17 protein-coding genes are annotated in these 19,419 nt (G+C 43.0%); 1 reads left to right on the forward strand and 16 read right to left on the reverse strand.

Annotation, left to right across the window (positions count from 1 at the left end; genetic code table 11):
* Positions 1–81: 81 nt before the first annotated feature.
* The 16 genes from ACIZ62_RS17335 to ACIZ62_RS17410 all read right to left on the reverse strand — a co-directional run bounded on the left by ACIZ62_RS17335 (position 82) and on the right by ACIZ62_RS17410 (position 18,469).
* On the reverse strand, positions 82–1,785 hold the full coding sequence (locus ACIZ62_RS17335) for a B12-binding domain-containing radical SAM protein (protein ID WP_111888751.1): 1,704 nt from the start codon (positions 1,783–1,785) through the stop codon (positions 82–84).
* A complete protein-coding gene (locus ACIZ62_RS17340; RefSeq protein WP_414150758.1) occupies positions 1,761–3,512 on the reverse strand; it encodes a B12-binding domain-containing radical SAM protein in 1,752 nt (583 codons plus the stop codon). Before ACIZ62_RS17340 ends, ACIZ62_RS17335 begins: the two co-directional genes overlap by 25 nt.
* An 85-nt stretch (positions 3,513–3,597) precedes the next feature.
* A complete protein-coding gene (locus ACIZ62_RS17345) occupies positions 3,598–3,870 on the reverse strand; it encodes a Nif11-like leader peptide family natural product precursor (protein ID WP_111888749.1) in 273 nt (90 codons plus the stop codon).
* A gap of 24 nt (positions 3,871–3,894) precedes the next feature.
* Positions 3,895–5,607: a B12-binding domain-containing radical SAM protein gene (locus tag ACIZ62_RS17350; RefSeq protein WP_162624521.1), complete on the reverse strand. Its 1,713-nt coding sequence runs from the start codon at positions 5,605–5,607 to the stop codon at positions 3,895–3,897.
* A gap of 15 nt (positions 5,608–5,622) precedes the next feature.
* The gene (locus ACIZ62_RS17355; protein WP_414150759.1) at positions 5,623–9,225 is read right to left on the reverse strand and encodes a B12-binding domain-containing radical SAM protein; all 3,603 of its coding nucleotides are present in this window, start codon (positions 9,223–9,225) and stop codon (positions 5,623–5,625) included.
* A 209-nt stretch (positions 9,226–9,434) separates the two neighbouring features.
* The gene (locus tag ACIZ62_RS17360) at positions 9,435–9,986 is read right to left on the reverse strand and encodes an N-acetyltransferase family protein (RefSeq protein WP_414150760.1); all 552 of its coding nucleotides are present in this window, start codon (positions 9,984–9,986) and stop codon (positions 9,435–9,437) included.
* Between the two features lie 122 nt (positions 9,987–10,108).
* On the reverse strand, positions 10,109–10,576 hold the full coding sequence (locus ACIZ62_RS17365; protein WP_111888745.1) for a VOC family protein: 468 nt from the start codon (positions 10,574–10,576) through the stop codon (positions 10,109–10,111).
* 72 nt (positions 10,577–10,648) lie between these two features.
* The gene (locus ACIZ62_RS17370; RefSeq protein ID WP_414150761.1) at positions 10,649–11,551 is read right to left on the reverse strand and encodes a helix-turn-helix transcriptional regulator; all 903 of its coding nucleotides are present in this window, start codon (positions 11,549–11,551) and stop codon (positions 10,649–10,651) included.
* 38 nt (positions 11,552–11,589) lie between these two features.
* Positions 11,590–12,045 carry a peptide deformylase gene (gene def, locus ACIZ62_RS17375; RefSeq protein WP_111888743.1) on the reverse strand — a complete coding sequence of 152 codons (456 nt, stop codon included), beginning with the start codon at positions 12,043–12,045 and terminating at the stop codon, positions 11,590–11,592.
* A 174-nt stretch (positions 12,046–12,219) separates the two neighbouring features.
* Positions 12,220–13,035 carry a glycerophosphodiester phosphodiesterase family protein gene (locus ACIZ62_RS17380; protein WP_111888742.1) on the reverse strand — a complete coding sequence of 272 codons (816 nt, stop codon included), beginning with the start codon at positions 13,033–13,035 and terminating at the stop codon, positions 12,220–12,222.
* Positions 13,036–13,263: 228 nt separating this feature from the next.
* Positions 13,264–14,082 carry a glycerophosphodiester phosphodiesterase family protein gene (locus ACIZ62_RS17385; protein ID WP_111888741.1) on the reverse strand — a complete coding sequence of 273 codons (819 nt, stop codon included), beginning with the start codon at positions 14,080–14,082 and terminating at the stop codon, positions 13,264–13,266.
* A gap of 27 nt (positions 14,083–14,109) precedes the next feature.
* A complete protein-coding gene (locus ACIZ62_RS17390; RefSeq protein WP_111888740.1) occupies positions 14,110–15,405 on the reverse strand; it encodes an MFS transporter in 1,296 nt (431 codons plus the stop codon).
* Between the two features lie 92 nt (positions 15,406–15,497).
* On the reverse strand, positions 15,498–15,956 hold the full coding sequence (locus ACIZ62_RS17395; RefSeq protein WP_414150762.1) for a Fur family transcriptional regulator: 459 nt from the start codon (positions 15,954–15,956) through the stop codon (positions 15,498–15,500).
* Positions 15,953–16,813, reverse strand: a complete 861-nt coding sequence (locus tag ACIZ62_RS17400) for a metal ABC transporter permease (RefSeq protein ID WP_414150763.1) — start codon at positions 16,811–16,813, stop codon at positions 15,953–15,955. Before ACIZ62_RS17400 ends, ACIZ62_RS17395 begins: the two co-directional genes overlap by 4 nt.
* Position 16,814: 1 nt before the next feature.
* Positions 16,815–17,582, reverse strand: a complete 768-nt coding sequence (locus tag ACIZ62_RS17405) for a metal ABC transporter ATP-binding protein (protein WP_414150764.1) — start codon at positions 17,580–17,582, stop codon at positions 16,815–16,817.
* Complete coding sequence (locus ACIZ62_RS17410) at positions 17,579–18,469, reverse strand: metal ABC transporter solute-binding protein, Zn/Mn family (RefSeq protein WP_414150765.1); 891 nt, start codon at positions 18,467–18,469, stop codon at positions 17,579–17,581. The genes ACIZ62_RS17405 and ACIZ62_RS17410 overlap by 4 nt, the downstream gene beginning before the upstream one ends.
* A gap of 264 nt (positions 18,470–18,733) precedes the next feature.
* On the opposite strand from ACIZ62_RS17410, the gene ACIZ62_RS17415 reads away from it, so the two are divergent.
* Positions 18,734–19,327, forward strand: coding sequence for a TIGR00730 family Rossman fold protein (locus tag ACIZ62_RS17415; RefSeq protein WP_414150766.1), 594 nt, complete (start codon positions 18,734–18,736; stop codon positions 19,325–19,327).
* The last annotated feature ends 92 nt before the right edge of the window (positions 19,328–19,419 follow it).

Genomic DNA, 19,419 nt, shown 5'->3' on the forward strand with positions numbered 1-19,419 from the left:
TGATTTTATAATTGAGGCAATAAAATGCTCTGAGCTTTCCCGTACTTATCGACAGTGCGGTCGGTTTTAGCTCACCACAGACTAAATAAATGGCGAGAACAAAACAAAATACCGGTCACTCAGGCCTTTTAGCAACACGCCGATCTTCTCAGCGGATAAACTCAGTTTTTCTGCTGTTTCTCCAATCGTATCGCTACCCGCGCCGGCCAGAATATCGATTTCTAACTGACTTAGCGTATTGATATCAAACAGCGAAAAATCAGGAATCCTCTGGATGACCCAGGTGTTTTTTTCTTGCTCACTGAGTTCATGCCATTCTTTAAGAAGACCCTGATAGTCGATCAGTTTTTTATAATACTCCACCATCAGATTATTTTTACCATAAATAAATTTAAGATATCCCGCGGCAATCCCATAGTTAAAAGCCAGCTTGAAATCGGCTTGAATCCGTTCTTTGGTAATCAGACCGTGTTCATATTGTTCTTTCATTTTATTAGAAACTGCGGTAATAAATCGGGAGCGACCCATGCAGACTTCCGGCAGCGATAATTCTTTGGTATGATTAACCGGAAAATCCTCCAGGTTGGTAAGGCATTCCCGGTCTTCCAGAACGATCCCAAATTTTTCAGGTTGATTATAAATCTGGGTACCGGGCAAGGGCATAATAAACGTTGTCGATAAGTCCAGCATTCCGGGGGCCAGATCCAGTAATTCTAACGCTTTTCTAGTGGTTGTAGCCAATGTTTCGGCTGTTTCAAAGGCCCCGCCGATAATGTAATTCCCGGTTAGTTGCGGTAATCCGGCAGCATAGCAGATCTCAACCACTTTTTTGATGTCCTCGGGGCTGGCCTGTTTACCATAAGCTTTGAGCACATCGTCGACCCCGGACTCCATGCCGATTTGCATTCGCACCATGCCGCTGTCAATCATTTCTCTAATGAATTCCAGATGTTTCACCAGAAATCCGGGATGACCTTCACAAAACCAGACAAAATCATATTTTTCCCTTAGCCGTTTTACTCCAGATAAGATTTTCCGCAGCCTGACCGGATTGGTGGTAAAGGTATCATCGCAAAAAAACAGGTACCGGGGTCGTTGACTTCTTTTTAAGCGGGCTTCTATTTCATCCAGCACATCTTTCGCTGTTCGCATTCTCAAATTTTTAGAATTTCCCCCCTCAAAGCAGAAAGCACAACGATAGGGACAGCCTCTGGCCGTAATTACTGACAACAGTGGACGTTCATGATAATCAAGTACATCTTCATTTCGGGGCAAGGCATACTTTGAAAAGTCTTCCAGATAGATGTAATCAGCGTTCTGAGCTGGCTGGATTTCTCCGGGAACAAGGACCGCTTCGCCCCTGATTTTTGCATTTAACCAGGTTAAGAGGGTTTCTTCGCCTTCTCCTTTTAAAATACCGTCGGCTTGAAAGCTGCCCAGATCCTTTTCAGTCATATGGAGGGTTTGAGGGCCTCCTAACACAACGTAAAAATGATAATGTTTTTTTAAATAGCTGATGATGGCAGCCACCGCTGACTGATTATCAAAATCACAGTAAAAACAGACCGCAAACAGGCGGTCTTTCATATTTTTAATGGTTTTCACCGCGTCGGTGGTAATGCCCGTATAAGCCTTTGCCTCAAAGCCATTGGCATTGAGTTGAGCCGCCAGCGTTAGAATGCCCAGATTTTCAATCATTTCAAAGGTCCGTCCGCGGATCATCCGTTGCGTGTAGATTAGTAGAACTTCGGGCTTCTTGTTTAAGGCTTCCGGTATAAAATCCACTTATTCCCCTCCAATTTATCAAGGGCTTGCTGTGCCTGGCGATAGAAATTGGCATTTTTTCCCTGCGGATCGAGTTTCATTTTCCCCTGTTGCAGAACTTCTTTTTTTGACAGCTTGCCATTGCATAATTTTAGCAGGGTATCGTCAATTTCATCCAGTTCCTGATCAAATATCTGTGGTTTTTTACCACTGACATCGGTGTAAAGCCACAGTTCAAAGGTCCGGTGGACAATCGCCGCTTCATTATTTTTTCCCAACTCAACACTCAAAACATACTCATCCGAGGCGCGCATTTTCCAATACGCATCATCAATCGGAATATTTTTATAGACATAGTCATTCCAACGGGTAAAAACCCCGTATTGTCGACCCAGTCGGTAGGAATCCAGAATCACCGCTTCGGGGATTTTTCCATCAAAATAGATTTTGCGCATTTCATTCTGGAGTCGTTTGTTGGCCTGCAAGCGGATATTGATCAGATCCGTAAAATCCAGTTCTTTGGTGCGGGAAAGGGGAATATCCTCATTGCAACAATCAATCAATTCCTCATAGATTTCCATCCCAAATTTTTCCGGATTAAGCGTAATGGGCGTCTTGGGATAGGGCAGAAATGAAAAATAAGCCGTTTCAAACTGTCCCGGAGCCCGGTAAAGCAATTCCATAATCAAATCTTCAGATTCTTTAATGGTTTCCGCCGTTTCGTGGGGACCGCCAATAATAATGTTGCCAGAAATGCCATGAATCCCCGATTCAACACAATGGTCAATGACATCCACCACCATTTTTTTGTTTATTTTTTTATTGTAACTCTTTAAAACCCCATCACTGCCGGATTCCAAACCAAAGAATATTTTTTTTAGCCCTGCCGCCGCCATATTTTTTGCCATCTCCCGATGCTTATCAATCGTTGAGATGTGAGCACTGGCAAACCAGACAAAATCATAGACTTTGCGGATCTCTTTTATTTCTTCACAAATCTGGTTAACCCGCTTATGGTCCAGCGTAAAGGTATCATCCAGAAAGTTGATATAATTGATGGCCGGATCGCGCCTGAAATTCTCCCGGATTTCAGTCATCAGGGATGGCACCGAATGACGCCGAACCCGTTTGGCATTAGCCCCTTCATAACAGAAGGTACAACCAAAGGGACAACCCCGACCAGTCAAGATCGGTAACAACTGATAATACTTATAATCGTTGGTCAGCGTAATATCCGGCCAGGGAATATCATCCAGTTCTTCCGGGGGCTTTCGTGGTTCGGTTTCCACCAGGGTTCCTGTTTTATCGAGATAAGTAATTCCTTGAATTTCATTGAGAGAACCTTTGTTTTTGATAAAATAATCCATCAACTCCAGAATGGTTTCTTCACCCTCGCCGATACAGGCCGCCGCAATGGCGGTTTCTTTTAAAAATTTGGCATCCATCCCAGCGGTTTGCGGCCCTCCGGCCAGCAGGATCACATCAGGATAGCGCTTTTTTACTTCCTGAGCAAATGTTTTCACCCAGTGAACATTGTTAAAATCACAGTAGAAACCGATGATTTTGGGTTTGTCTTCTTGCTTCATCAAATCGATAACATAATTCAATGCTTCTTTGGCATAGCCCTGAAACATCTCAACCTGATAGCCTTTTTGTCTTAAGAGTTGGATCAATATATTCATTCCCAGATTACTGCCGGGAATATAACCGCTGACATAGCGATGTGATTTAATCAATAATAGTTCCATCGTCTCTTTCTCCCCCTTCGAAGGCTGTCAAAAAGATAACCTAGCACCGACAACCTTCGAAGGGGCAGAACCCCTTCTTCGCTTATTAAGCTCTCGCTGTTTGTGTTGCTGTAAAGGCATAATCCACGCCAACAATACTTAAACCGCCAGCAGCCTGATCCAATTGATCGTCTGTGATTGGTTGTTTGGCTTGTGCTTCTTTAAAAGCAGCATGAAATTCATCAGCAGTACAGCTGTAACCTAATTTTGCAACCACTGCGTCAAATTCTGCCCCAGTTTTTGCTTCATCCAGTTGTTTTGCCAATGCCTCATCGGTTAATACTTTTGCGGCCAACGCTCTTGCTCCATCAATACTCATGTTCTTCCTCCTTAAATTTTTTGGCTAAATCATAAAATGGGTTAACCAATATTTAAAATTAAATTGATATAAAATATCAACTAATTTTTCATGGAATTCGGCCTGGTTTTGATAGGGACCACCGAACCTTAAAAACAATTCAGTTTCTAACTCGGCCAGGCTTCTTTTTCCGGCACAACGCAGCAGTAGCTCATATTCCAGCGGCGAAAGCGCCATACCGTCAAGTTTGGGAAAACCTTCGGTAAAGGTCATGGTGCGCCACAATTCAAAGGTACGCTGTGGGTAGTCCCGGGTGAAATCCAGAGCGGGCTCAAAAGCCTGTCCTTCATTCAAATACAAGACATAATAATATTCATAGGCTCTTGGATTGGCAGAAATTTCCTCAAACCAGCGGCTCCTAATACCATAATTCAGGGCGGCTTTAAACTGTTTCATTACCGCATTTTGTTTTAATTCATGATTTTTGATTTTATGTTGCATGCTTTGCCGAATGACCTTATTGAGTTCTTGACGGTTTTTCATCACCTGATCCTGGCTATATCCCAATGGCGTAACAAAAGGATAGTCATCGCCAGATAAGCGACCTGACTGATCATGCAGTTGTAAATTAAATTTTTCAGGATTCTCAAAGATCGGGGTACCGGGATATGCTCTTAAAAAGCCAGTAATAATATCAATAACCCCGGGAGCCTGATTAATCAGGGTTTTTATCAGCGTCGCGGTTGCCCCCTCTTCTTCCTCAGGACCGCCGACAATAAAGTTGGTAGCAATTTGGGTCAGTCCACAGTCGGCAGCGTAAGTCACAAATTCAATGATGTCATCAATCTGTACATGCTTGTTGTATTGGTTAACAACCTTCTGATCACCAGACTCAATACCAATCTGCAAGCGGATCAGCCCGGCCTCAATCATCGTCGGCAGAATATCCATCCAGTCTTTGATTCGGCCCACATGACATTCGCAATACCAGACCAGATCGCGGTCTTTTCTAATTTCTTTCATTCCTTGACAAAATGCTTCAATCCGCTCCCGATTGAGGGTAAAGGTATCGTCCATGATAATAATATAATTTAAATCCGGATTGTTTTTTAGGTTTAGTCTGATTTCTTCCAGCACTAACGGCATGCTGCGCAACCGAACCTTGTGCTTGCCAGGACTGGGCGCACAATAGGCACATTGATAAGGACAGCCCCGACCGGTAAAAATCAACTTGCCATAAGCGTGATCAATATGTAGTGAGGCGTGATAGGCCGGCAGCGGCAGGGCATCCAGATCGGAGATAATTTCCGGCGGGGTTTCTCTGAAAATCCCGTCTTTGATCATTGCCAATCCATTGATCGCACTTAAATCTCCTTCTTCTTTTAAAACAGCCTTAAGAAGCAGCGGCAATGACACTTCACCCTCGCCTCTTAAGATAAAATCAGTCTGACTGTCTTCTAAAAACTTTTGTCCCAGACCAATGCTTTGAGGGCCACCAACCACAATGGGAATATTATCGATTGCTTTTATTTTTTTAGATAAATCCTCAATAATTTGAACATTATCAAAATCACAGGAAAAGCCCACGGCATCCGGCTGGTTCTTTTTTACCTGTTCCAGTAGGTGTTCCGGTTTGCCATGAAAAACAAGGGGTTCAAACCCAGCTTCTTCCAGCGCTCCGGCCAGATAAAAGAGTCCCAAATAATCATGAGCACTTGTTTCGTATTTTTTTGACACATTGCTAAGTAGTATTTTCATTTTATTACCCATTTTCTAGTACGGAACAACAAGCAACCAGTATTTTTTATCAAAAACTTTCAGAGTTTCAATGATCCGCTCCATTAATTCATCCACGCCTTCATTAAATGGTTTTCCGAATCGCTCATAAAGGATCTCAGCAATGCTAATGATGGTACTTTTGCCGGTACAGTATTTCATAATTTCGTATTCAAAGGGTGACAATGCCTTACCCCATAACAGCGGATAACCCTGGGAAAAATCGATATCCCGCCACATCTCAATCATTCGCTGAGGTCGCCAGTTCGGCAGCTCTGCCGGATCGACATCGATAACCCGGCTGGCGGATTCCCGGGCCAGCATCGTGTAATAAGCGGTTAAGGTCGGCTTATGGTGAGAAATAATATTAATCCAATATTTGGGCCCATTTGAAGCCATCGATGTTTGATAGCACCTTAAAATATCCTCATGACCCAGTTCGCCATCGCTAAGCATGATCTTGATCTCATCGACAAAGCTCTGAAGGTATTCTTGATAGGCCGCCATGATCTCCCGACGATCCATGGTTTCGCTATCCATAATCGGGTAATCAGAAATGCAGCCCAGTCCCTGTTTATCGTAAATTGTCAGCCCGTATTTATCGGGGTGCAGCCCAATATCGGTCATCGGGTAGGGCATCACAATACTGGGCGCAATTTCCATCATCCCCGGGCCCAGTCGCAACAGTTTGGCGCCGAAGGCCTTGTTTTTTTCAATGTGCTCACGATTTTCAAAGGGACCACCCACTAACAACGCTCCGAAGACCTGCTGCACCCCGGCATCGTAGGCCGCTTTAACAACAGTTTCCACCATTTCCGGTGAAATATTTTTACGATAAATCTTGAGCATCGCCTTATCCACGGTTTCAATACCAATTTGAAGCCGGTTAAGGCCGGCATCCACCATCAACTTAAGGACTTCCGGTCGTCGGCTTAAGGACACCACATCAGCCTCACAATAGAACTGAAAGGGTTTCACGGCCTGAAGCGCTTTAGCCTCACGGCAAAAGGTATCCAGCCATTTAGGGTCGGTGACCAGGGTGTCGTCACAGAATTTAAAATAACTGAGCTCCGGGTATTTAAGGAGAAAATGTTTCATTTCGGCAATAACGTTTGCTACACTCCGCTGCCGCATTGGCCGCTTCAAAGCTCCTTCATGGCAGAAAACACAATGATAGGGGCAGCCCCGGCTGCTCATGAGATAAAGACTGGCATAATCAATCGGAGTAATGCTTTTATGATAGGCCGGAAACGGTAGTTCATCCAGATTCTCTACCACTGGACCTTCGCCCATATCGATATACTCACCTTTTTCGTTGAGATAACAGATTCCGGCAATCCCATCCAGGCTTTTGTTTTCTTTTAAGGCATTAAGAACCGCCACCATTGCCAGTTCACCTTCGCCTCTGACAATGGCTACCGCTTGAGACTGACGCAGATCGTCTTCATCCAGAGAAATGGCTTCGGGTCCGCCAATCAGCACTGGAATATTATGCATTTGTGTAATTGCCGCACTAACTTTTTTAACCACATGCTTATTTTCAAAGTCTACCGAAAAGCCAATACCGCAAATTTCGTTGAAGGGGTATCGTTTCAAATAATCGATCGCTTGATCTGGTCGGCATTCACAAACAATGGTGTCATAACCCTTCGAATCCAGATAGCTTGCCAGACCATAGATACCCAGAAAGGCACCGTTTCGGCTAAAGCCGGCAATTTCCATCCCAATGGTTGATAACTTAAACAGCATAAACTTATTTTTCACGACATCCTCAACTGTTTTTTTCACTGTTTCTCCCCGATTCTCCCATTCTTTATCTGCCACTTTCGCACTCAGTGAACCTGACAATACACACATACCAACAGCTTCGAGTTTTTTGATAGTATCTAGCAGATGCAACTTAAACGCGTCAAAATTCTCAAAGCTCTTCTGGTATTCCGGAAAAAGTATTTCGGCCATCTCAAACATCGTCAGTTTTCCGGAACTGTATTTTAAAACTTCAAATTCAAAGGGAGAATAAACAAATCCGTTTAACACCGGAATTTCTGCCGCCAGCTCGGGGGTCAGAGAAAGCAGAGCGATCCGTTGCGGGTGCGTCGCAAACACCGTCTCTCCGGGATAATCTTTCGTCAGCTTATCCCCACGAACGCGGGCTTTATACTGGGCATCAAAATAGGGGTACCGGGAATAGGCCAGTCCCTGCCACATCCCACTGAGACCGTATTTTTCACTGAGCGCATAGCTTTGTAAAATGACCGCATCAGGAATTTCGCCATCGTTTAGCATTTTTCGCATCAGTCTGATATTTTCTTCGAAAAACGCATTTCGAGCCGCACAGATTTCTTCGATGCTCAGGGTTTTAGTTTCAATCACCGGAAAATCACCCACCGATGTAAGGGCTTTTTCATCCTTTACAATAATCCCGAAGGCTGCGGGATCTTTTGACATCGCGGTTTCCGGGAAGGGCATATAAAAGGTGCTGACGACTTCTACCATCCCCCGACCAGCTTTAATCATTTCATTAACCGTATCAAAGGTAAAATCCAGGGTTTCCCGGGTTTCCAGTGCCCCGCCGATGATGATGTTCCCCACCAATTGAGGCAATCCGGCGGCGTGACAGATCTCGATGACGTCAAAAAGTCCTTCCCGCTTTATTTTTTTGTTATAAATATCAATGATATGCTGGTTACAGCTCTCAATGCCGATCTGCATCCGCACCAGACCAGCATCCACCATCATTTTTACAATTTCCGGATACTTGATGACAATATTGACGTGGGCATCGGCGAACCAGACAAAATCGTGTTCTTTGCGCAACTCTTTGAGTTGGTCACAAAAAGTCCGCACCCGTTCCTTGTCCAGGGTGAAGGTATCATCGCCGAAAAAGATGTACTTCACATTGGGGTTTTGTTTAAGCCGACAGCGGATTTCTTTCATCACATTTTCAACACTGCGGCGCCGGACGTTCTTGCTATTTCCCCCCTCATAACAAAAAGAGCAGTGGAAAGGACACCCTCGTCCTGACATGACTGCCATATGATTAATGCCCTGATGCTGGGCAGATTTAATTGTACCGGTGATGATTGGCAATTCGTCTAAATTTTCAATGGCTGGATAAATGTCATTATCATAATAGCTGCCATCATTCCGAAATGAACACATACCGGAGATATTTTCCCATCGTTCTCTTGCTTCATTTTGAATGGCGTGGATCGCTTCGTAAAGGGAATACTCACCTTCTCCCCGCATAATCGCATCGGCCTGGCTGGCGCGCAAAAAGTCTTCACCCAAACCCACCGTCTGGGGCCCGCCGATAAAAACAATGGCACCATAGCGCTTTTTTATTTCTTTGGTAAAACTTAAAACGGCCGACTGATTCTCATAATCACAATATAAACCCACCACCGTATTTTTATCCGCGCCACTCCGATCCAGAAATTCCAGTCCTCTTAACAGCTCGCCGGAAAAAACAGCTACATCAAGTCCTTTACTGGCCATCATTTCCGCCAATGACATATGACCGATGGGCTCAATTTGAGTGATCGAATGGGTCCGTGTTCCACGATGAATCAGCATCAGTTTTAAGTTGATCGTTTTCACTATGCGCCTCCAAGTTTAATTTTTATGCATCGTTAAGATCTATTTCGTAAATTTTTTTATTCACAGTGTATTCTTTTTTTTGTGATTTGTCTATTGCTTTTTTGTTAAATCCGCTGCACTTTTTAGCTTTCCCTATTTTAAAAATTTTTACTTGATACTGCGCCCAATAATGACATCGGCAATACCGACTCGAAGCCCGGTTTAACTATTTACGCCTCCAATTCAGTGATGGGGATAACTGATTTTGGATTGGCACCATGCTCACCAATTATTTTTTCCATCCAGACCATGTCATACCAGGTTTCAAATTTATAACCGCATTTTGAAAAATGACCAATGGTTTGGAAGCCCAGGTGTTCATGAAAACCGATACTCCCGGGATTGGGATAGGCAATGCAGGCATACAAATTACAAATGTTCTGCTTTTTCAAAACTGCCTCTAAGTTCTGGTAGAGTTTTTTTCCCACCCCGCTTTGACGGTTGTCCTGTTTGACATAGATGGTGGTTTCCACCGCCCAGTCATAGGCGGCCCGGTTTTTAAACGCCGAAGCATAAGCATAGCCAAGAATTTGCGCTTCATGCACGGCCACTAAAAAAGGATATTTAGTTAAGGTCTTATTTATTCGTTCACTAAATTCTTTAAGGGACGGGACGGTATATTCAAAGGTAATCGCGGTTTCTCTGACATAGGGCGCATAAATGCCCAGTAAGTCTTGTGCATCTGAGGCCTTCGCCCTACGGATGATAATGTCTCTGCTCATATTTATATCCTTCTTTTCTCAATTTCAACTATTTTATTATAACATTTCTAAAAACAACGGAAAAGAATCCCTTCACATTTCTGTATAAGGGATTCTCCTATTTAGATTAAATTTAAGCTTATTTATAATAGAAAACTCTTAACCGCTTCCGCTGGCATCATGGTCCGCTCCACAATGGCATCCACCGTCATCCCCTGGTCATGAAAACGCCGGCAAACCATGGCCATACTTTCGCCCACTTCGATGATATGGTAATCCGGATCATAAAAGCGGATGGCTCGCTGCCCCCAGGCGGCTTCCTCGACATCGTGTAAATAGTTTATCCCTTCAAAACTTTTCAGATGTTTTAAAAAGTCATCAAGATTTTCTTCTTCAAAGTACATCTCCATATCGTTACCCCGATAGACAATCGACTTTTCGTCGGCATTAATAAATTTCGCCCAAAGCGCTTTATCCTGGAGCGAAAATCCTGCGTTAAAGGTAATATTTTCACCAAAATCCATCACCACTTCCAAACCAAAAACATCACAATAAAAAGCCCGTGAACGATTGATATCATCCACCACCAGCATCGGTGCTTCAAATTTCATTTCTTAATCCTCCTTGTTTTTAGTTTATTCTACCTGACTAATCACGACACCAGTCTGTCATGTTTAAATCAATCACTGGTATTTTTCAGCAATTTTTTTCGCAATCATCAAAAAGTCTTCTCTTAGTGCTTCAGGTTTTATTAATTCTACCCCATCACCAAAGCTCAGCAGCCAACTAAAAAGATTTTCTTGGCTTGAGAAATAAAATTCAAAGCGGAGTTTTCCTTCCCTGGTCATTTGATAAGAGTCCATCCCATATTCATCAATCAGCCGCCATTTCATAGCGGGGTCAAATTCTGCCACCAGATGAATCTGGCTGGGCATGGCCAATTGCTTCTGAGTGTTATATTCTGGCAGAATCCGGGGCTCATAGGTCTCATCCAGCACCTGCAGGTTCCAGAGCCGATTGAGCTTAAAAAGTCGGTAATCACAACGCTCCGGACAATAGCCCCAGATATACCAGGATGACCATTGATAGACAATCAAATAAGGCTCAATCTGTCGGCTGCTTTCGCCTTTTGGTGAATAGTAATAAAAAGAAATGACCTGCCTCTGATCAATGGCTTTTTTAATGGTTTCAAATTTGGGGGCCAATGAATTTTTATAGTGTGAGGACAGATCAATAACAAGATGATTATCCGGCTGGGTCACTCCCCCACGCACTGCCAGTTTATCAATTAATTGCCGATATTGATTGGTTCCGGCAATGCTGTCCAAACTCTTAAGTCCTGCCAATATAGACTGCAGCTCCGCTGATGATAATAGCGTTTTATCGATCTTATAGCCTTCCATAATGGCGATCCCGCCGTTTGCTCCCTGGGTTGTCGTCAGCGGAATTCCAGCCTTGCAGATGTCTTCAATATCCCGATTAATGGTTCGGCGGGAGACTTCAAACATCTCTGCCAGGTAAGGAGCCGTCACTTTTTTTTGCTGTAGAAGAATCGATAGTATCCCGATTAGCCGATCAATTTTCATATGCGATCCTTTTATTAAAACCTTTTAAAGGTCCATATTTAAACGTCAAGAAATGTGATCACCTTATCAATAAATACTTCCCCATCCAGATGATCCAATTCATGGCAAAAACACTTGGCCAAATCATCTTCGCCATCAATGATGATTTCATCACCCTTTTCATTGCGCGCTTTAACAGTAACTTTTTGGGGACGGATGGTCGTTCCAAATTTTCCCGGAAAACTCAGACAACCTTCTGTGCACTCCTGTTCGCCACTGGTCTCAATGATTTCGGGATTAACCAGTTTTATCACCCCTTCACCCATATTAATAACCACCAATCGCTTTAGGATACCCACCTGATTGGCGGCAATTGCAGCACTATTGGGAATACTCTGTAATGTTTCTAGCATATCATCGAGAATCATTTGTATTTTTTCATCGATTTCGTTTACTTCTTTGCATTTTTTTCTGAGGATTGGATCCTCATCAAGCCGAAGTTGTCGTATTGCCATTGCTTCCTCCTGATTAATTTTACTTACTTTTCTCAAGTATATTGTGAAAATCGAAGTCTGTCAATGAGCGTTGCTCTTTAAATAGTATAAAAAAGAATTCTTGGAATCTTTACTCCTTTAACCCAAAAAAGGCCTAGCACATCCCCTGATCTGCTACGACCTTTTGCCTTAAACTCATGGTTCGAAATATTCAAAGATAATTGCATCAAATTTTTTCTTGCAATACTCAATGTCATCGGTATCCTGAACTGTCCATCCGACCAGCCTTCCGGTCAACAAGTGGAACAGGCTAAGACCCAATTTCCGCCGGGCATCCCCGTGACAGAATGCCATAAAATGCGGGCGCGTGATAAAATTGGTTCCAAATGAAATAATTAACAACCATTGCCAGAACTTAACATCCAGCCCTTTGAGACTTTTTCTACCGACTGAAAGCTGCCCTCTTACTACATCAGGCCGATTCTTATAAAACCATCTGACAATTAAAGGATGAAAAGATTCGACACAATAAAGCCCGTCATATTCATCAAGCTGACTTGCTGTTTTTGCACAGAGTTCATTGAGATATTTCGTATTTTTCAGTTCGACAATTAAGGGAACCCGACCATCCACCATTCTCAGAACCTCGTCAAACAGAGGGATTTTCTCTTCCGTGTTTCCCAGGTTATAGGCCAATAATTCCTCATAGGTACAATCGGTTATTAACCGCTCCACTCCACACAAACGTAATAAATTATCGTCGTGAAACACAACGATTTTTCCATCTGCGGTAAGATTTAAATCCATTTCAATTCCATAGCCGGCATCGACTGCTTTTTTAAAGGCTGCCATCGAATTTTCTGGGATTGTCTTATCCTTTTGGTGCAAGCCCCGATGGGCATAATAACTGGTCCACAATCGATCATCGACTTCCTTTGGCATCCTGCCCGGGAGCAGCAACAAAATATAAATGATAAATATGGCTATTCCTGCCACGATATACACTGTCATGTAACCTTACCTACTTTTGCTAATCTAATTCAAATCAGTCCCTTTCTCTTAAATTTTTGCGATCGCAAAAACACTAGGTTGTTTGTCTGTTTCACAATAACCTGATCACTTCTTTTTTACCGCTAGTATCTATTATAAACCCATGTTCTTTTATTTACCCTACTATTTTCTCAATCTTTCATTAAAAATAGATTAGTATTTAAACTATTTTCTGTAAAATCTTGTTTTTTAAACCGCTGGTCTGAAAAATTCAAAGATAATTACATCAAAAAACCTCATGCACCGCAGGGGATCATCCGTATCTCGGATTGTCCAACCAGCCAGTTTACCGCCTAATTGGCGGAAAAGACGAAGACTGAGCCGATGATGGGCATCTTTATGGTCATAGGCCACAAAATGAGGACGGGCCGCCACGTTTGTCAGAATTGATGCAATCATTAGACTTTGCCATACCGGCAATTCTTCAAAGCTGCGATGGTTAGCTGATAGCTGTCCTCTGATCACCAGCGGCCGATTTTTGTAAAACCATCGGACAATGCCGGGATGAAAAGACTCCACACAATAAGAGCCCGGATAATGATCCAGAATCGCTGCGGCTTTTTCACAAAGCAGCTGCCAATTTTTGGTGTTTTTCAACTCTACGATAAGTGGTGTTTGGCCATTGACCCGTTTCAAAACATCCGTCAAAAGGGGAATCCCTTCACCGGTCTGTTCCAGGCGATATCCTAAAAGTTCCATCAGGGAACAATCGGTGATCAATTTATCCACACCACAGACCCGCAGAAGATTGTCATCATGAAAAACCACCACCTGTCCATCGGCACTGAGATTGATATCCAGCTCCATCCCATATCCGGCCTCAACGGCCTTCTCAAAGGCTAACACCGAGTTTTCCGGAATCGACCGATCCTTATTATGAAGGCCGCGATGGGCGTAATGATATTGCCAGAGTCTCGTGTCTGAATTGGGGGGCAACTGAGCCGGCGAAATCATAAACAGATATAAAAGTATTACGCCAACGGTTACCATTGTTATAATGATGATCATCTTCTGCCTCGTCGTTTCTCTAAATCATCAGTCTGCCACATCAAATAACTCCAGCTTGGATGGCCCGATAATCGGTTTTGAATCGCCATGGTTCACCATCATCATCGTTAAAAATGCCAGCCCGACAAACAAAGCCCCATAGGGCATTAAGGTATGATATCCCAAATGTTCCAGTAGTGCACCGGAAATAATCGGTGTAATCACCTGAGCTGCCATCGATGCCGTATAATAATAACCGGTATAGCGACCAATGTTGGCTCCCTTGGACATTTCCAACACCATTGGCAGAGAATTGACATTAATCGCCGCCCAGGCAATCCCAGCCAGAGCAAAAGACACAAACAGCAGGGGATTAAATCCCGTGTAGAATGCCGATGTTCCAAAAACCGTGGCCAGCACCACCACACCCACAAGGATCATCTTCTTTCGTCCAATCCGAGAAGAAAGAATCCCAACTGGAATAAAAGAAATGATGGCGGCTATACTGGCCACCATTAAAATCGATGCCGACTGGGATTCCTGCATATTCAACGAAACCATGGCATATTTAGAAAAGGCCGAGGTTACCGCATTATATCCCATAAACCATAAGGCGACCGACAAAAGGATAAAAATCAGACTCTTTCGATATTCTTTGGGAAGTCTTTCATGAGTGACCAGGGTATCGTCATGCTCCGCTTCTTCAACATCAATCCCCAAAGTCGCACTGTTATGACGCATTTTGATAACTTCTGCCGGTTCATTGACGGTCAGTTTAAGAATAATGACACCCACTACCATAACACCGGCCGTTCCCAAAAACAGCGGCCAATAGTTGATGTTAGCTTTGTCTGGTGCCAGCAGTGCGACCATCGCCAAAACCATAATCCCGCCGACGGCACCCATCAGATTAATCACTGCATTGCCCTTGGAGCGAAGCGGTTTTGGTGTCACATCAGGCATCAGGGCCACTGCCGGTGATCGATAAAGGGACATTGATAACAGTGCTAAAGCCAAGGCGACAATAAACAACCCCAGTTTATTGGCCATCACCGCATAGGGAATGATCAACATGGAGACCACTGCCATTGCCGTACCGCCTAAAATATAGGGCATCCGTCTCCCCATCCTGGTACTGGTATTATCCGAAAGCATCCCAAATAGAGGCAACATAAACAACGCCAAAACATTGTCAAGGGACATAACCACACCAGCCATGGTATCACCAAATTCAAAGGCTTTTAACATAATCATTGGAATCACAAAATCATACAGGCTCCAAAATGCACTAACAGTCATAAAACCCAGGCCTACTAAAACAGTGAGTCGGTAATCCAGCTTCATCAATATGCTCCTTTTTTCTTCATGAAAAAAGTATAGCATCCACGGTATACTTTATCAATGCGCTTAACAAATCTTTAACAAATCTTCATAATTCAGTCCTGCGAATTTTTTGGCTGATAGCCGGGATTATTTTTTTTACATTTAGGACAATAACCATAAAGATCCAGTTTGTGTCCAACAATTTCATAATCGGTTTCGTCTTCAATTTGATGTTCATAGCTTTTAATGGGACAATGCTCAATGGCCAGGATCTTTTTACAACCCAAACAAATCAGATAGTGCCGATGGACCATTTTATTATACTCAAACACCGAACGGTTGTCCCCCGACAAACTTAATTTTGTCACCAGTCCCTTTTCTGCCAAAGCTTCAAGATTTCGATAAACGGTTGACAAATTGATGGACACATCCATTTTCTGCATGTCAAAAAATATATTCTCGGCTGAAACAGGTTGATCTTTTTTTATCAGTATCTCCAGAATCGCCACCCGATGTTTTGTCGACTTCATCCCGTTATTTTTCAGTTTTTCACGCATATCCAACTTTTTCATTTGATTTCCTCATTCCGCTTACTTCGACTTTTCTGAGCGTTCCGATTTATTTTGCGTCTGATTGCCTGACCCAGATACAAACAAAAATAACATCCCACTGACAGAATAACGATCGTCGCACCTGAAGCGATGTTCATCTCATACGAAATCCACATGCCCGATAGGCAAAAGATAATCCCTAATATTATAGCATAAAACATCCGATTTCTGAAATTTGAGCTAAGCATTCCCGCTGATGCCGCCGGGGCGGTCAGCAAGGCAATAACCAGAATAATTCCGACAACCCGAATCAGCACCACCACGGTCATTGCCACCAGAATCAAAAGACCATACTCTAGTATTCTCGTATTAACACCTAAAATAGTAGCAAATTCCTCATCAAACAGATAGGCCTTCCAATGATTAAAAAACACCACCACCACAAAAACGACAATCAGTGTTAAGCCGATCATCAAATAAAGATCAAAGCGTGTAACCGATAGAATACTCCCAAAAAGATAGGAACTCAAATCAGGCGGATAGCCGGGCATCAAGGCAATAAAAAAAATCCCCAGTGCCATACCAACTGACCAGAACAGACCGATGACAACATCCGATTCAGCTCCGCCCTTTTTATTAATATAACCAATTCCCAACGCGGCACAGACTGAAAAAACAAAGGCCCCAATAATCGGCTCAAAACCTAGCAGATAGCCCAAACCAACCCCACCATAGGCCGTATGGGCAATGCCACCGCTCATCATTACCAGTTTTCGCTCAACAATGATCACCCCGATCAACCCACAAACTATGCTGGCTAAAATCCCGGCAAAAAAAGCATTCTGTAAAAATTGATATTTAGATAATGCCTCTAACATCTCAGCAATCCTCCCCGTGGTCCTTTAGTACCCGATGAGGAACGCCATGGGCAATGAGATCAACTGCACAGCCGTAAAGATGGTTAACCACATCTTCCGTCAATTCAGGCTCGCCATGATAAACCAATTTTGTATTCAAACATGCTAGTCGCCCCACATAAGAGGATACGGCAAGCAGATCGTGGGTCACCAGAATGATCGTCATTTCTTTGTTGAGTTCCTCTAAAAGACCATATATTTGCTCACGTGATACCGCATCCACACTGGCTGTGGGTTCATCCAAAAGCAGCAGTTTCGGTTTAACTGCCAATGCTCTGGCGATTAACATCTTTTGAAATTCTCCCCCTGAAAGCTGAGAAATCTGCCGGTTTGCCAGATCACTAAGCCCAACCTTTGCCAATAAATTCACGACGATCTCCTTATCTTCTTCCGAGTAATGAAAAAAGGGTTTAAAGCCAGCTTTGATCCGACCGGTTAAAACCACTTCAAATACCGTAATCGGAAATGTCTTATGCATGGCTGCATACTGAGGAACGTACCCCATCAGTGTCCGTTTCTTCGCAATCGGCTCTCCATATATCTGGACGGTTCCCTCCGTTGGCGGGTTGATTCCTAAAATTGTTTTTAGCAACGTTGTTTTTCCACCGCCGTTGGGTCCAATGATCCCTAAATACTCACCTTCATAAACATCAAGACAAACACCGGCAATTGCCGGTGTTTGTCCATAGTAGACGGTTAAATTATCCACCTGTACGACTTTATTTTTCACTGCATAACCTCGACCATCGTCTTTGCCATCATTTGTAGATTTTCAATATAATTTTCTGCCAGCGGAGCTAGTTGAACCGTTTTTCCACCGAGTTCATCGGCAAAAGCCTGAGACTGACTACTATCAATTTCGGCCTGATAAAAAATAACCTTAATATTTTCAGCCTTTGCCAGGTCAATGATCGCTTGAAGCTGCTGAGCGGTTGCTTCCTTGCCTTCTTCTTCCAGGGCAATCATTTCCAGCCCATAATCATCGGCTAAATAACCAAATGCCGGATGATACACAATAATTTTTTTATTCTGAACCGGTGCCAGAGCGGTGATTATTTCCTGGTCTAAAGCCTTAAGTTTGGCAATATAATTTTCGGCATTTTTTTCATAAACCGCTTGATTCTCAGGATCTCGTGCTGACATTTCTTTTGCAATGGTTTCTACCATTACCTCCACCCGCTTTGGTGAAAGCCAGATGTGGGGATCTCTTTCGCCCGAGGAAAATAATCTTTCGGGATAAACAGCCTTTGCTGCTTCCTGTAATGAAACGATCTTAACCTCTCCTGCACTTGGTAAAATATTTGCTTCCTCTGTTGGTACGCCGATAGTAAAATATACCTCTGCCTGACTGAATTTCTCCATTTCCTGAGGTGTCGGTTCATAATTTTCCGGACTATTTCCCGGCGGTACCAATGCAATAACCTCCACCAGATCGCCGCAAACGGCTTCCACAAAAGTTTTTTCCGGTACAATGGTCACGGCCACGATTGGCTTTTTATCCTCACCATTACTGATCGCTGAAGTTTCTTTGCCGCTCTTGCAGCCACTTACTAATAATAACAGACAAACGGCCAGAATTAATCCCGATAAAACACGCAATGTTCTCATCTTTTTCATTTTCCTACCACCTTCTTTTGGTTAATGTGCAAATGATTTGTATTTGCATATTAATTGTATGCCTACGCTTCTTTTGTGTCAATGGTATTATACAAAGATTATTAGTCGAATATTGCTGTAAACTATTTAAGCATCTGCTAAATATAACTTGTTATATTACGGTTTTGTTTGTTATAATTTAAGATCTCATTTAAATATTCTTATCTTAAGATATAAGTAGAATAATTGCTAGCTTTAGCATTCATATTTCAGGAGGTCATCATTATGAAAAGAATTTGTGTTTATTCCGGCTCCAATCTCGGTGTTCGTCCGGAGTACAAAGAAATGACAAAAAAATTGGGTCTGGTGCTCGTCAAGAACAACATTGAATTAGTTTACGGCGGATCAAAATTTGGTCTAATGGGCGAAATCGCCAATCATATGTTAGATAATAATGGCTGTGTCACTGGGGTTATGCCCGGAGGCCTTTTTCCCAACGAAGTGATTAACGACCGTTTGACTCGTTTTATTGAAGTAAAAAACATGCATGAACGAAAACAAACCATGGCCGACTTATCTGATGGTTTTATTGCCATTCCCGGAGGGGTGGGGACCTTCGAAGAATTATTTGAAACCTTTAGTTGGGCACAACTGGGGATTCATAAGAAACCCATTGGGATTTTCAATATTTCAAACTTTTTTGATTCCTTTATTGCGATGATGCAAACTATTGTCAATGAAGGCTTCATGAACCCGTCCAACACAAAGCTGGTGCTGGTCTCAACAGACCCCGACGAATTGATCCGTCAAATGATTCACTATACCCCGCCTGTTCTGGGTAATAAATGGCAGCAACTAGAACCCTCTGCGATAAAATAATTATAAAAACTTACCCGCTACCGCCCACTAAACGCCATTGGAATTCAAATTCCAATGGCGTTTTTTTGTTAGAACTTTTATTATCCTTCAAA

It is taken from the genome of Acetobacterium carbinolicum (genome assembly GCF_047456275.1).
Classification (GTDB): Bacteria; Bacillota; Clostridia; order Eubacteriales; family Eubacteriaceae; genus Acetobacterium; species Acetobacterium carbinolicum.

Bases quoted from the DNA above. Each gene is read 5' to 3' on its own strand.
- ACIZ62_RS17340 (WP_414150758.1), bottom strand. From the start codon at position 3,512: ATGGAACTATTATTGATTAAATCACATCGCTATGTCAGCGGTTATATT.
- ACIZ62_RS17345 (WP_111888749.1), bottom strand. From the start codon at position 3,870: ATGAGTATTGATGGAGCAAGAGCGTTGGCCGCAAAAGTATTAACCGAT.
- ACIZ62_RS17350 (WP_162624521.1), bottom strand. From the start codon at position 5,607: ATGAAAATACTACTTAGCAATGTGTCAAAAAAATACGAAACAAGTGCT.
- ACIZ62_RS17360 (WP_414150760.1), bottom strand. From the start codon at position 9,986: ATGAGCAGAGACATTATCATCCGTAGGGCGAAGGCCTCAGATGCACAA.
- ACIZ62_RS17365 (WP_111888745.1), bottom strand. From the start codon at position 10,576: ATGAAATTTGAAGCACCGATGCTGGTGGTGGATGATATCAATCGTTCA.
- ACIZ62_RS17370 (WP_414150761.1), bottom strand. From the start codon at position 11,551: ATGAAAATTGATCGGCTAATCGGGATACTATCGATTCTTCTACAGCAA.
- def (WP_111888743.1), bottom strand. From the start codon at position 12,045: ATGGCAATACGACAACTTCGGCTTGATGAGGATCCAATCCTCAGAAAA.
- ACIZ62_RS17380 (WP_111888742.1), bottom strand. From the start codon at position 13,035: ATGACAGTGTATATCGTGGCAGGAATAGCCATATTTATCATTTATATT.
- ACIZ62_RS17385 (WP_111888741.1), bottom strand. From the start codon at position 14,082: ATGATCATCATTATAACAATGGTAACCGTTGGCGTAATACTTTTATAT.
- ACIZ62_RS17390 (WP_111888740.1), bottom strand. From the start codon at position 15,405: ATGAAGCTGGATTACCGACTCACTGTTTTAGTAGGCCTGGGTTTTATG.
- ACIZ62_RS17395 (WP_414150762.1), bottom strand. From the start codon at position 15,956: ATGAAAAAGTTGGATATGCGTGAAAAACTGAAAAATAACGGGATGAAG.
- ACIZ62_RS17400 (WP_414150763.1), bottom strand. From the start codon at position 16,813: ATGTTAGAGGCATTATCTAAATATCAATTTTTACAGAATGCTTTTTTT.
- ACIZ62_RS17410 (WP_414150765.1), bottom strand. From the start codon at position 18,469: ATGAAAAAGATGAGAACATTGCGTGTTTTATCGGGATTAATTCTGGCC.
- ACIZ62_RS17415 (WP_414150766.1), top strand. From the start codon at position 18,734: ATGAAAAGAATTTGTGTTTATTCCGGCTCCAATCTCGGTGTTCGTCCG.